The sequence below is a fragment of the Kitasatospora sp. NPDC028055 genome (assembly GCF_040637885.1).
Lineage (GTDB): Bacteria > Actinomycetota > Actinomycetes > Streptomycetales > Streptomycetaceae > Kitasatospora.
The window spans coordinates 183,303-196,021 of the sequence record NZ_JBEZXE010000005.1 but is presented as its reverse complement, the minus strand read 5'-3'; the positions used below and the strand labels follow the sequence as shown (position 1 = coordinate 196,021).

Sequence of the window (12,719 nt, the reverse complement as noted above, 5' to 3'; positions counted from 1 at the left end):
CAAGGAGCCCAACGTGTCCATCACCCCGCACGACACCACCCGCCCCTGGCGCGGCATCATGGTCGCCACCACGATCCCGCTGCGCCCGGACCTCTCCGTCGACTACGACGCCTACGCCGAGCACGTCCGCTGGCTGATCGAATCCGGCTGCGACGGCGTCGTCCCCAACGGCTCGCTGGGCGAGTACCAGACGCTCACCGCCGAGGAGCGCACCCGGATCGTCGAGGTCGCGGTCGAGGCGGCCGGCGACGGCGCCCGGGTCATGCCCGGGGTCGCCGCCTACGGCAGTGCCGAGTCCCGCCGCTGGGCCGAGCAGGCCGCCGAGGCCGGCGCCGGGTCCGTACTGCTGCTGCCGCCCAACGCCTACCGGGCCGACCACGCCTCGGTGCGGGCGCACTACGCGGAGGTCGCCCGGGCCGGGCTGCCCGTCGTCGCGTACAACAACCCGATCGACACCAAGGTCGACCTGGTGCCCGCGCTGCTCGCCCAACTGCACGGCGAGGGCTCGATCGTGGCGGTCAAGGAGTTCAGCGGGGACGTCCGCCGGGCCTACGAGATCGCCGAGCTGGCGCCCGGGCTGGACCTGCTGATCGGTGCCGACGACGTGCTGCTGGAACTGGCGCTGGCCGGGGCCGTCGGCTGGATCGCCGGGTACCCGAACGCGCTGCCCGAGGCGTCCGTGGCGCTGTACCGCGCGGCCGTCGGGCACGACCTGGAGACCGCGCTGCCGCTCTACAAGTCGCTGCACTCGCTGCTGCGTTGGGACTCCAAGACCGAGTTCGTCCAGGCCATCAAGCTGTCCATGGACATCGCCGGACGCCCCGGCGGGCCGGTCCGGGCGCCGCGCCGGCCGCTGGAGCCGGAGATCGAGACGGCCGTGCGCGCGGCCACTGAGAAGGCCCTCGCGGAGGGCCTCGGGTAGGGCCCGTCCTCAAACCCCCGGCAGCACCCGTCGTTCGGCCGGCTGTGCGGGCAGCCGGCCTCAACCAACCGCTTCGTCAGAGGAGTTGTGCGGAATGCGCAGCCGTCACGTGTTCCACGCCGTCGACTCGCACACCGAGGGCATGCCGACCCGGGTGATCACCGGGGGCTTCGGCGTCATCCCCGGCGCCACCATGGCCGAACGCCGGGTGCACTTCCAGCAGCACCTGGACCACTTCCGCACCCTGCTGATGTACGAGCCGCGCGGGCACGCCGCGATGAGCGGCGCGATCCTCCAGCCGCCGACCCGGCCGGACGCCGACTTCGGGGTGCTCTACATCGAGGTCTCCGGGCTGCTGCCGATGTGCGGGCACGGCACCATCGGGGTCGCCACCGTGCTGGTCGAGACCGGGATGGTACCGGTGGTCGAGCCGGTCACCACGGTCCGGCTGGACACCCCCGCCGGGCTGGTGGTCGCCGAGGTGCGGGTGGAGGGCGGCGCCGCCAAGGCCGTCACCATCCGCAACGTCGCCTCGTACTCCGTCGCGCTGGACCGCAAGATCGAGGTGCCCGGCCACGGCACCATCGGCTACGACCTCGCCTACGGGGGCAACTTCTACGCCATCCTGCCGCTCGCCGAGTTCGGGCTGCCGTTCGAGCGCGAGCGCAAGCAGGACATCCTGGACGCCGGCCTGGCCCTGATGGCCGCGATCAACGCGAGCCCCGACCGGCCGGTGCACCCGGAGGACCCCTCCATCCACAGCTGCCACCACGTCCAGCTGCTCGCCCCCGGCTCCACCGCCGAGCACTCCCGGCACGCGATGGCGATCCACCCCGGCTGGTTCGACCGTTCGCCCTGCGGCACCGGCACCTCGGCCCGGATGGCGCAGCTGCACGCGCGCGGCGAACTCCCGCTGGGGCGGGACTTCCGCAACGACTCCTTCATCGGGACCACCTTCACCGGGCGGCTGGTCGAGGAGGCCGAGGTGGCCGGGCGGCCGGCCGTGGTGCCCACCGTGACCGGGCGGGCCTGGATCACCGGCACCGCCCAGTACTTCCTCGACCCGGACGACCCGTTCCCGGCGGGCTTCCTGCTCTGACGCTCTCTCCCGAACGCGCTCCGAAGGGCTGCTAGTTGTGACCATCACCTCGTACAACCCCGCCGACCCGACCGACCTGGTGGTCGCCGTCGAGGCACCCGGCGCCGAGGCCGTGCGGGCCGCCGTGGGGCGGGCCCGGGCCGCACAGGCCGGCTGGCTGGCGGCCGGCGCCGGCGCCCGCTCGGCCGCGCTGGGCCGGATCGCCGAGGCGGTCGAGGCGCACGCCGAGGAGCTCGCCGCGCTGATCGTGCGCGAGGTCGGCAAGCCGCTCGCCGAGGCGCGGGGGGAGGTCGCCCGGACGGCGGCGATCTGGCGCTACTACGCCCAGGCACCGTACGAGCCGTCCGGCGCGGTGCACGAGACCGCCGCCGGGCCGGGGCTGCTGCTCACCCGGCGCCGTCCGCACGGGGTGGCCGGGCTGATCACGCCGTGGAACTTCCCGCTGGCGATCCCGAGTTGGAAGGCCGCACCGGCGCTGGCGGTGGGCAACACCGCGGTGCTCAAGCCCGCGCCGGAGGCGACGGCGTGCGCGCTGCGGCTGGCCGAGCTGGCCGCGGCCGTGCTGCCCCCGGACGTGCTCGCGGTGCTGCCCGGCGGCGCGGAGGAGGGGGCGGCGCTGGTCGGGGCGGCGGACGTGGTCTCCTTCACCGGCTCCACCGGGGTCGGCCGGGCCGTGGTCCAGGCCGCCACCGGGCGCGGGGTGCCGGTGCAGGCCGAACTCGGCGGCCTGAACGCGGCGTTGGTGCTGCCGGACGCGGACGTGGAGCTGGCCGCCGGGCACATCGCGGCCGCGATCGCCGGGTACGCCGGGCAGAAGTGCACGGCCACCAGCCGGGTGATCGCGGTCGGGGCGGCGTACGAGCCGCTGCGCGAGGCCCTGGTCAAGGCGCTGGCGGCGGTGGACGACGCGGTCTGCGGGCCGGTGATCGGCGCCGACGCGCGGGAGCGGCTGGTGGCGGCGGTCGAGTCGGCCGTGGCGGCCGGGGCGAGCGTGCTGGTCGGCGGGCGGGCGTCCGACCGGGCCGGCTGGTACGTCGAGCCGACCCTGCTCGCCGACGTCCCCCCGCAGCACCCGCTGGCGCGTGAGGAGTTCTTCGGACCGGTCGCGGTGCTGCACGCGGCCGCCGACCTGGACGCGGCCGTCGCGCTCGCCAACGACACCCCGCACAGCCTGGCCACCTCGGTGCACACCCGGGGCCTGGACGCGGCGCTGGCCGTCGCCGACCGGCTGGACGCGGGCATGATCCGGGTCAACGCCCCGTCCAGCGGCGTCGACTTCCACCTGCCGTTCGGGGGGACCAAGGGCGCGGCCCACGGGGAGCGTGAACAGGGCCGGGCGGCGCTGGAGTTCTACACCGTCGGCCGGACGATCAGTGTGCTGCCGGGCGGGGGGCTGTGATGCCGGGGGTGGCGCGGGGCTCGGGGTCGGGCTCGGGGTCTGGTGCGGGGCCGGGCGCTGGGTCCGGTGCGGGGCCGGAGCAGTGCGTCCGTACGGTCGACTACCACACGGCCGGTGAGCCGTTCCGGATCGTGCTGGACGGCGTGCCCCCGATCCCCGGCGACAGCGTCGCCGAGCGGCGGGCCATCGCGATCGGCGCGGGCGGCAGTGCGACCGCGCCCCGGCCGAGCGCGCTGGAGGAGGTCCGGCAGCTGCTGGTCCGCGAGCCGCGCGGGCACGCCGGAATGTACGGCGGGTTCCTGGTGCCGCCGGACGACGACGAGGCCCACCTGGGCGTGCTGTTCTGGCACAAGGACGGCTACTCGACCGCCTGCGGGCACGGCACCATCGCGCTCGGCGCCTGGGCCGTGGACTCCGGGCTGGTCCCGGCCCCCGCGGACGGCGTGGCCCAGGTGCGGATCGACGTCCCCTCCGGGCGGGTCACCGCCCTGGTGCGGCGCAGCGGCGGGCGCACCACCGGGGTGACCTTCCGCAACGTGCCGAGCCGGGTCAGCGCCCTGAAACTGCCGGTCGAGACCTCGCGGGGGACGGTCGAGGTCGCGGTGGCGCACTCCGGGGCGTGCTACGCCTCGGTGCCGGCGGCCGCCCTCGGGCTCGCCGTCGAGCCCGGGCTGCTGCCCGAACTCGTCGCCGTGGGGCGGGAGATCAGGGCACTGCTGGCCGGTTCGGAAGCGGTCGCGCACCCGAGCGACCCGCGGCTGTCCGGGGTGTACGGGGTCGTGCTGTACGACGAACTTCCCTCGGACGACGGGGTGTTGAGTCAGCGGAACGTGGTGGTGTTCGCGGACGGGCAGATCGACCGCTCGCCGTGCGGCTCCGGCACCTCCGCGCGCCTCGCGGTGCTCGCCGCCGAAGGGCGGATCGCGCCGGGCGAGGAGCTGCGGCACGAGTCCGTCATCGGCACGGTGTTCACCGGGCGGGTGCTGGACGGCGGGGACCCGTTGGGGGCGGGCGTGGTCACCGAGGTCGGCGGCACGGCGTACCGCACCGGGGAGCACCTGTTCGTGCTGGAGCCCGGGGACACGCTCGGAACGGGGTTCACGCTGTGACCCCCGAGGTACTGCCCGGCGCGGGGGCTGAGCCGCTCCAGTACGCCGTGCCGGGCACCGGCGGAGTCGGGCCCGCCGGGGCGGTGCGGGCGATCGAGCGGGCGCTGCTGGACGGGCTGGACCCGGAGGCGGCGCCCGCCCGGTCGGCCGTACCGGTGCCCGCCGGCGAGCTGCTGCTGATGCCCGCCGCCGCCGGGCCGTACGCCGGGGTGAAGGTCGCCGGGGTGGCGCCGGCCAACCCCGCGCGCGGGCTGCCCCGGATCACCGGCAGCTACCTGCTGCTGGACGGGCCGACGCTCCAGCCGCTGGCGCTGCTGGACGGCGCGGCCCTCACCGCCCTGCGCACGCCCGCCGTGACGGCGGCGGCGCTGGCGCGGCTCGCGGTCCCGGCGGCCGAACACCTGGTGGTGTTCGGCTCCGGGCCGCAGGCCTACGGGCACCTGGACGCGCTGCTGACCGTGCGGCCGCTGCGGCGGCTCACCGTGGTGGCGCGGCACGCCGGGCGGGCGGCCGCGCTGGCCGAGTACGGGCGGGCGCTCGGCCTGATCTCCGCGGTGGGTGGGCCGGAGGCGGTCGGTCGGGCGGACGTGGTGGTCTGCTGCACGACCGCGCGCACACCGCTGTTCGACGGTGCGCTGGTGCCCGCCCACGCGGCCGTCGCGGCGGTCGGCTCGCACGAGCCGGACGCCCGGGAGGTGGACGAGGTGCTGGTCGGGCGGGCCGAACTGTACGTGGAGGCGCGGGCCGTCGCGGCCCGGGAGGCCGGGGACCTGCTGCTGGCGGGCGCGCTCGGGCGGCGGCAGGTGTGGAACCTGGCCGAGCTGGTGCGCGGCGACGCACTGCTGCCGGAGGGGCGGCCGCGGTTCTTCAAGAGTGTCGGGATGGCCTGGGAGGACCTGGCGGTGGCGGCGGAGGTGTACCGGGCCGGGGCGTCGTCGCTGTCTCAGTCCCCGTAGAGGCTGCGGCCTCCTTGCCGGTGTGTCGTCGACCGTTGTGCTGGCCCGGTGGTCGCTGCCACCATGAACATCGGCGGCGTTGACCGTGACAGGCTGTTCGGATTCCCGGTTTGTTGCACGCTCAACGTAACGTGACATTGTACGCTGGTGTTCTGCACCCACCGGAGGAACACCATGGCCGAGCTCAAGTCCCGCACCCTGATCTCCGTGCAGGAGCGGCTCCGCGACCAGGTCGCCCACGCGCTCCGGGCGGCCCTGATCTCCGGTGAACTGCGCCCCGGCGTCGTCTACTCCGCTCCCGCCCTCGCCGCCGACTTCGGCGTCTCCGCGACCCCCGTCCGCGAGGCCATGCTCGACCTCGCCCGGGAGGGCCTGGTCGAGGCCGTCCGCAACAAGGGCTTCCGGGTCACCGAACTCACCGAGCGCGACCTCGACGACTACACCGGCATCCGCGCCCTGATCGAGGTCCCCACCGTCGGCCTGGTCACCCGCACCGCCACCAAGGAGCAGCTGGAGCGGCTGCGCCCCGAGGCCGAGGCGATCGTCGCGGCGGCGCGCAAGCACGACCTGATCGGCTACCTGGAGGCGGACCGGCAGTTCCACCTCGACCTGCTCGGACTGGCCGGCAACGCCCGGCTGGTCGAGGTGGTCGGTGACCTGCGCAAGCGCTCCCGGCTGTACGGGCTGACCCGGCTGGACGAGCAGGGGCAGCTGGTCTCCTCGGCGGAGGAGCACGTCGAGCTGCTGGACCTGATGCTGAGCGGCGACGCGGAGGCGGCCGAGGCCTGCATGACGCGCCACCTCAGCCACGTCCGCTCGCTCTGGGCGGGCCAGGGCGAGGAGGTCGAGACGGAGCGCCCGGGCCTGCGGCTGCGGGCTCGGTAGGGGTCAAACCACCCGTTCGGGTGAAAGATGGGAAGCGGGTGCCGGGTGGCGCTCGCGTCCTACGATGATGCTCTCGACATCGGCAGTCAGGAGGAACTCCATGTCCGCCGCAGCAGTGGAAGAGCCCTCCGAGCAGATGACGCTGCTCGAAGCCGCCGAGCTGATCTCTGATCGACTCGTGGGGCATCGGGTCGAGATTCTTGGAGGTCAGATCACGGTGACGCCGCCTCCGGATGGGCCACATGGAGAGACGCTCACGGACCTGATGATCCCGTTGTGGGCGGCGGGGCTCCATGGTGATACATCCCGAGTCGTTCAAGGGATGGGCCTGTGGTTGCCGGGCGGACCGTCCGACTACGCGATTCCGGATCTGTGCGTCGTTGATGCCGACTACCAAGAACACCTGATCGAACGCAATTGCTATGACCCAGCAGTCTTCCGTCTCGTCCTGGAAGTGACGTCGTCGAACTTCACGACTGATCTGAAGGTCAAGCCGCCGCTGTACGCCGAGGCCGGGGTGCCGGTCTACGTCATCGTGGACCGGACGAACCAGCGGGTGATGGTGTTGACCGACCCCAAGGACGGCGAGTACCGGGTGCACGCCGTCCACCACCCCGGGCAGTCGTTCACCCTGCCGGAGTCGATCGGGGCGTCGGTGACGCTCTCGGTGGACGACGTACTCGGCGCCAAGAAGTAACTCAGCCGACGACCGGGACCGTCAGGCGGCCGTCGTGGACCTCGGCGATCTGGTCGACGGCGGTCAGGTGGGTGCGGTCGTGGGTGACCAGGACGGTGGCGGTCGCCCGGCGGTGGGTGAGTTCGGTGAGCAACTCCAGGACGGCGGCGCCGCGTTCGTGGTCGAGGGCGCTGGTGGGCTCGTCGACCAGCAGCACGGTGGGGTCGTTCATCAGGGCGCGGGCGATGTTGACCCGCTGACGCTGGCCGCCGGAGAGCTGGTGCGGGCGGCGGGCGGCCTGGTCGCGCAGGCCGACGGCGTCCAGGAGCTCCAGCGCGCGGGGGAGGGCGCTGCGCGGGGAGCGGCCGTCGAGGTGGGCCATCACCTGGAGCTGTTCGGCGGCCGTCAACGAGGGCAGCAGGTTGGCCTGTTGGAAGACGATGCCGATCCGGGTGCGGCGCAGGGCGGTGAGTTCGGCCCGGCCGAGGCCCGCCGTGTCCGTGCCGTCCACCACGACCCGGCCGGAGTCCGGGGCGATCAGGGTGGCGGCCACGGCCAGCAGGCTGGACTTGCCGGAGCCGGACGGGCCGACGACGGCCGTGAGGGTGCCCTTGGGGACGGTCAGCGAGACGTCGTCCAGGGCGGTGAGCCGGCCGTCGCCGTCCGGGTAGGTCAAGGTGATGCGGTCGAGGTCCAGACTCATCGGGCGCTCCCCAGGGCGGTCAGCGGGTCGACGGAGGTGATCCGCCGGATGGACAGGGCCGCGCCGACCGCACCGAGGGCGATCATGACGACGGCGGGCAATAGCAGGGTCGGGGCGTCCAGGACGAAGGGCACGGCGGAGCCGATCAGCGAGCCGGCGCCGAGGGCGATCGCGGTGCCGACGGCCGTACCGAGCACCAGCAGCAGCACCGCCTGGCCGAGGGCGTCGCGCAGCAGGTAGCGGGTGGAGGCGCCGAGGGCCTTGAGCACGGCGATGTCGCCGCTGCGCTGGATCGTCCAGACGGTGAAGAAGGCGCCGATGACCAGCGCGGAGATGGCGAACAGGAAGCCGCGCATCAGCTGGAGGGAGCCGTTCTCGGAGGTGTACGAGCCGATCGCGGCGAGGGCGTCGTCCCGGGTGCGGGTCACGGTGTCGTGGCGGGCGTCGGCGGCGGCCGGGTCGGCGCCCGCGGCGGTGTGGAGGGCGATGACGGTGGCGTGGCCGGCGCCGCCGGGGGCGAACTGCTGCCAGTCGGTGAGGCTGGTCCAGATCACCGGGGTGTGGCTGTACGCGGCGTCGCCGTCGACGGCGGCGACCTGGAGGGGGTGCCCGGCGAGGGTGAAGCCGGCACCGGGGGTGAGGTCGCCCAGCTTCTCGGCGGCGGTCCGGGAGAGCACCGCCCTGCCCGGGGCGATCAGGCCGCCCTGCGGGGCCAGGTCGGAGCCGTCGGGGACGCCGAAGGCGGAGAGCGCGGCGGTGCGCTGCCCGGCGGCGGCCTTGGTGGTGGTGATGCCGAGCGGCTGGGCGGAGGTCACGCCGGGCTCGCGCGCCCAGGCCTGCCACTGGTCGGGGGTGACCTGGGAGTCGGTGAAGTTGAGCTCCTGCCCGTCGGCGGGCTTGCCGAAGGCCAGGTGGTCGGCGGGCAGGCCGCTGATCGCGGAGATGTTCTGCCGGCCGAGTCCGGCGGTCAGCCCGGACAGCATGCCGACCAGTACGGTGATCAGTACGATGACGGTTCCCATCAGGGCGAACCGCCCCTTGGCGAACCCCAGATCCCTCCAGGCGACGAACACGGTGGGCCTTTCTGCGGACGGAACGAGCGATGCCCCCACGGTCGCCGAGCAGGGGGCCCGCGGGCATCGCGCCGGGGATTGCATCCTGGGCATCGAAGGGCAGAAGCGGAGTTCAACCTTTTGATTGATGCCGGGCGCCGGGCCGGAACCTAGGCTGGAGGGATGGCGACCGAACGATCCAGAACCACTCCCGTCGCCCTGGTCCTCCGGCTCTGCCTGCACCTGCTCGTGGCGGGCCTGCTGGCGCTGGCCGTCGCCCGGGCCGCCTTCGCCGACCGGGGCGGGGACCCGGCCGCCGTCGGCGCCGCGGCCTCCGCGATGGCCGCCGTGTACGCGGTCGGGCCGAGGCTGGCCGCCGTGCACCGCTCCCGCCGGGGCGCGGCGCTCTGGCTGGCCCTGCTCGGCGTCACCTGGGCGGGCGTGCTGGTCGCCACCCAGGACGGGGTGTGGCTGGCGTTCCCGCTGTACTTCCTGGAACTGCACCTGCTCGGCCGGCGCAGCGGGCCGGCCGCGGTCGGGCTGACGGCCGCGGCGGCGATCGCCGGCTGGTCCTTCCACCAGCACGGCTTCAACCCGGCCGCCGCCATCGGGCCGCTGCTCGGCGCGGCCGTCGCCACCGCCACCGTGCTCGGCTACCAGGCGCTGTACCGGGAGAGCGAGGAACGGCGCCGGCTGATCGACGAACTGACCGCCGCCCGCGCCGACCTCGCCGCCGCCCACCACGCGGCCGGCGTGCTCGCCGAGCGCGAGCGGCTCGCCCGGGAGATCCACGACACCCTCGCGCAGAGCCTCAGCTCCATCCAACTGCTGCTGCGCGCGGCCCAACGGGCGCTGCCCGAGCGCACCGAGGCCGCCGCCGGGTACGTCGAGCAGGCGCGGCAGGCCGCCCAGGACAACCTGGACGAGGCCCGGCGCTTCGTCCGCGCGCTCACCCCGCCCGCGCTGGACGGCGACCCGCTGTCCGTCGCGCTGGAGCGGCTGTGCGCGACCACCACGGCGCACAGCGGTCTGCCCGTCCACCTGCACGTCTCCGGGGAGCAGGTGCGGCTGCCCGCCGCGCAGGAGGTGGCGCTGCTGCGGATCGCGCAGTCGGCGCTCGGCAACACCGTGCGGCACGCGAAGGCCTCGCGGGCCGAGGTGACACTCAGCTACATGGAGGGCGAGGTGGCGTTGGACGTGTTCGACGACGGGGCCGGGTTCGACCCGGCGGCGGTGGCCGGCCGCACCGGCGGGGACGGCGGCTTCGGCCTGCCCTCCATGCGGGCCCGGGCCCGGGCGCTCGGCGGCAGCTTCACCGTGGAGTCGGCGCCCGGGGAGGGGACGGCGCTGGCCGTGCAGTTGCCCGTCGCCCCGGCGCCGGAGGCCGGCCCGTGATCCGGCTGCTGATCGCCGACGACCACCCGGTGGTGCGGGCCGGGCTGCGGGCGGTGCTGGAGAGCGAACCGGACTTCGCCATCGTCGCCGAGGCCGCCACCGCCGAGCGGGCCGTCGAGCTGGCGGCCGCACCCGGCGTGGACGTGGTGCTGATGGACCTCCAGTTCGGGCCCGGCTCGGCGATGAACGGGGCCCAGGCCACCGCCGCGATCACCGCCCGGGCGGGCGCGCCGAAGGTCCTGGTGGTCACCACCTACGACAGCGACGCCGACACCCTGCCGGCCCTGGAGGCCGGCGCCACCGGCTACCTGTTGAAGGACGCGCCGCCGGAGGAACTCGCCCAGGCGGTCCGGGCCGCCGCGGCGGGCCGCAGCGCGCTGGCGCCCAGCGTGGCGGACCGGCTGCTGGAACGGATGCGCACGCCCGCGGCGGCGCTCAGCGCGCGGGAGACCGAGGTGCTCGGGCTGGTCGCGGACGGCCTGACGAACCAGCAGGTCAGCCAGCGGTTGCACCTGAGCCAGGCCACCGTGAAGTCCCATCTGGTGCACATCTACACGAAGTTGGGCGTGGACTCGCGCACCGCGGCGGTGCGGGAGGCGCGCGGGCGGGGGCTGATCCGCTGAGCCGGCCGGGCGTAGGGTGGGGGCGATCCGTGCCCGCAGCCGCGTGAGGAGCCGCCCCGATGACCGTCCGCCTCGATGACCTCGCCGTGCCGGTGATCGGCGCCCCGATGGCGGGCGGGGCCTCCACCCCCGAGCTGGTGGCCGCGGTGAACCGGGCCGGCGGGCTGGGGTTCCTCGCGGCGGGGTACAAGTCGGCCGCCGCGATGGTCGAGCAGATCGCCGAGGTGCGGAAGGCGAGCGACCGGCCGTACGGGGTGAACCTGTTCGTGCCGGCCCCGCCCGGGGATCCGGCGGCCGTCGCCGCCTACCGGGAGCGGCTGCGGCCCGAGGCCGAGCGCTGGGGGGTCGCGCTGCCGGAGGAGATCGGGCCGGACCGGGACGACTGGGAGGCCAAGCTGGCCGCGCTGGTGGCCGACCCGGTGCCGGTCGTCTCGTACACCTTCGGGCTGCCCACGGCCGAGGAGGCGGCGGCGCTGCGCGCGGCGGGGACGCTGCAGGTCGGCACCGTCACCACCCCGGAGGAGGCGCGGGCGGCGCAGGCGGTCGGTATGGACGCCCTGTGCGTGCAGGGCCCGGAGGCCGGCGGACACCGCGCCACCCACCGGGTGACGGACCGGCCCGGGGAGCTGCCATTGCTGGAACTGCTGCCCGCCGTACGGGCGGTGACGCCGCTGCCGCTGATCGCCGCGGGCGGGCTGGGCGACGGCCCGGCGATCGCGGCGGCGCTACGGGCCGGGGCGGCGGCGGTGCAGCTGGGGACGGCGCTGCTGCGCTCCGACGAGTCCGGCGCCTCGGCGGCCCACCGGGCCGCGCTCACCGAACTCCCGGAGACCGTGGTCACCCGGGCCTTCACCGGGCGCCCCGCCCGCGGCCTGCGCAACGCCTTCATCGACCGCCACGGCCCGTACGCCCCGCCCGCCTACCCCGAGGTGCACCACCTCACCGCCCCGCTGCGCGCCGCCGCCACCCGCCGCGCTGACACCGCCGCCATGCACCTCTGGGCCGGCACCGCCCACCACCTGGCCGCCACCGGCCCGGCGGACCAGCTCGTGGCGCGGTTGTGGCGGAGCGCGCGGGGGTAGTGCGCCGGGCACGCGCCGGGCACGGCGTGTTGTCGCCCGCAGGGGTGGATTGAGCGGGAAAGCGCGCGGTAACGTATAAGAGACAACTTAATGTGAGCGCATGTGGGAGATCACACTTTTGGCGCCGGTCGAGGAGTGGTACTTGCAGGTCTGCGAGGACGACCCCAAAACGGCTGAGAACATCCTTGAGGCCCTGGACCTGTTGGCCGATGAGGGCCCGACCCTGGGGCGGCCTGCGGTGGACCGTATCCATCGCAGCCGGTTGCACAACCTCAAGGAGCTGAGGCCGGGATCCTCGGGTGCCAGCGAGGTGCGCATGCTGTTCGTCTTCGACCAGGAACGAGAGGCCATCATCCTCGTGGCGGGTGACAAATCAGGGCGTTGGTCGGAGTGGTACGACGAGTCGATCCCGTTGGCGGAGAAGCGCTACGCGGATTACGTCGAGGAGCAACGGAACGGAGCACGCCGATGAAGGGACGTAGTTGGACCGAGGTGCGGGCCGAGGTCATGACGCGGTTTCCCGAGCTGGCATCGCCTGAGGCAGAAGCGAGGCGGGGGCGGATGCGCCAGGAGACGCTGGCGCAGATCCGGGGGCACGAGCTGGCCGAGCTGCGACGCAAGGCCGGGCTCACCCAGAAGCATGTGGCGGAGCTCCTCGGGGTGAGCCAGGCCAGGGTGTCGCAGATCGAGCACGGGCAGGTGGACAGCCTGGACAACCTGCGGGCGTATGCCGCCGCGATCGGGGGTGAGGTCGAGGTCACGGTGAAGCAGGGGGAGCGGACGGTCAAGGTGGCCTGATCGTCCGGCTCGACCGGGGC

General features: G+C 74.4%; 13 protein-coding genes and 1 pseudogene. 12 read left to right on the top strand and 2 right to left on the bottom strand.

From position 1 onward, the window contains the following. Positions 1-13 precede the first annotated feature (13 nt). From AB0F71_RS09500 to AB0F71_RS09470, 7 genes and pseudogenes are all read left to right on the top strand, one after another. Complete coding sequence (locus tag AB0F71_RS09500) at positions 14-922, top strand: dihydrodipicolinate synthase family protein (protein WP_360230287.1); 909 nt, start codon at positions 14-16, stop codon at positions 920-922. A 94-nt stretch (positions 923-1,016) separates the two neighbouring features. Next, entirely contained in the window at positions 1,017-2,021 is a 1,005-nt protein-coding gene (locus tag AB0F71_RS09495; RefSeq protein WP_360230285.1) for a proline racemase family protein, read from the top strand. A gap of 37 nt (positions 2,022-2,058) precedes the next feature. Further along, positions 2,059-3,420, top strand: coding sequence for an aldehyde dehydrogenase family protein (locus tag AB0F71_RS09490; protein WP_360230283.1), 1,362 nt, complete (start codon positions 2,059-2,061; stop codon positions 3,418-3,420). Positions 3,421-3,506: 86 nt separating this feature from the next. Further along, positions 3,507-4,529: pseudogene (locus tag AB0F71_RS09485) on the top strand (proline racemase family protein); the annotation flags it as partial. Positions 4,530-4,576: 47 nt separating this feature from the next. Continuing rightward, positions 4,577-5,485 carry an ornithine cyclodeaminase family protein gene (locus AB0F71_RS09480; protein ID WP_360230389.1) on the top strand — a complete coding sequence of 303 codons (909 nt, stop codon included), beginning with the start codon at positions 4,577-4,579 and terminating at the stop codon, positions 5,483-5,485. A gap of 174 nt (positions 5,486-5,659) precedes the next feature. Then, positions 5,660-6,370, top strand: a complete 711-nt coding sequence (locus AB0F71_RS09475; protein WP_360230281.1) for a GntR family transcriptional regulator — start codon at positions 5,660-5,662, stop codon at positions 6,368-6,370. A 100-nt stretch (positions 6,371-6,470) separates the two neighbouring features. Continuing rightward, positions 6,471-7,067 carry a Uma2 family endonuclease gene (locus AB0F71_RS09470; RefSeq protein ID WP_360230279.1) on the top strand — a complete coding sequence of 199 codons (597 nt, stop codon included), beginning with the start codon at positions 6,471-6,473 and terminating at the stop codon, positions 7,065-7,067. A gap of 1 nt (position 7,068) precedes the next feature. Here AB0F71_RS09470 and AB0F71_RS09465 read toward each other — a convergent pair whose 3' ends face one another. Both AB0F71_RS09465 and AB0F71_RS09460 read right to left on the bottom strand, forming a co-directional pair. Then, positions 7,069-7,749 carry an ABC transporter ATP-binding protein gene (locus tag AB0F71_RS09465; protein ID WP_360230277.1) on the bottom strand — a complete coding sequence of 227 codons (681 nt, stop codon included), beginning with the start codon at positions 7,747-7,749 and terminating at the stop codon, positions 7,069-7,071. Continuing rightward, on the bottom strand, positions 7,746-8,822 hold the full coding sequence (locus AB0F71_RS09460) for an ABC transporter permease (RefSeq protein WP_360230275.1): 1,077 nt from the start codon (positions 8,820-8,822) through the stop codon (positions 7,746-7,748). The genes AB0F71_RS09465 and AB0F71_RS09460 overlap by 4 nt, the downstream gene beginning before the upstream one ends. A 162-nt stretch (positions 8,823-8,984) precedes the next feature. On the opposite strand from AB0F71_RS09460, the gene AB0F71_RS09455 reads away from it, so the two are divergent. The 5 genes from AB0F71_RS09455 (at position 8,985) to AB0F71_RS09435 (ending at position 12,699) form a co-directional block, all read left to right on the top strand. Next, positions 8,985-10,196, top strand: a complete 1,212-nt coding sequence (locus AB0F71_RS09455) for a sensor histidine kinase (RefSeq protein WP_360230273.1) — start codon at positions 8,985-8,987, stop codon at positions 10,194-10,196. Beyond that, on the top strand, positions 10,193-10,819 hold the full coding sequence (locus AB0F71_RS09450; RefSeq protein WP_360230271.1) for a response regulator transcription factor: 627 nt from the start codon (positions 10,193-10,195) through the stop codon (positions 10,817-10,819). Before AB0F71_RS09455 ends, AB0F71_RS09450 begins: the two co-directional genes overlap by 4 nt. 59 nt (positions 10,820-10,878) lie before the next feature. Then, positions 10,879-11,901, top strand: coding sequence for a nitronate monooxygenase (locus tag AB0F71_RS09445; protein ID WP_360230269.1), 1,023 nt, complete (start codon positions 10,879-10,881; stop codon positions 11,899-11,901). 100 nt (positions 11,902-12,001) lie between these two features. Next, positions 12,002-12,373 carry a type II toxin-antitoxin system RelE/ParE family toxin gene (locus AB0F71_RS09440; protein ID WP_360230267.1) on the top strand — a complete coding sequence of 124 codons (372 nt, stop codon included), beginning with the start codon at positions 12,002-12,004 and terminating at the stop codon, positions 12,371-12,373. Beyond that, positions 12,370-12,699 carry an XRE family transcriptional regulator gene (locus AB0F71_RS09435; protein ID WP_360230265.1) on the top strand — a complete coding sequence of 110 codons (330 nt, stop codon included), beginning with the start codon at positions 12,370-12,372 and terminating at the stop codon, positions 12,697-12,699. The genes AB0F71_RS09440 and AB0F71_RS09435 overlap by 4 nt, the downstream gene beginning before the upstream one ends. Positions 12,700-12,719 lie beyond the last annotated feature (20 nt).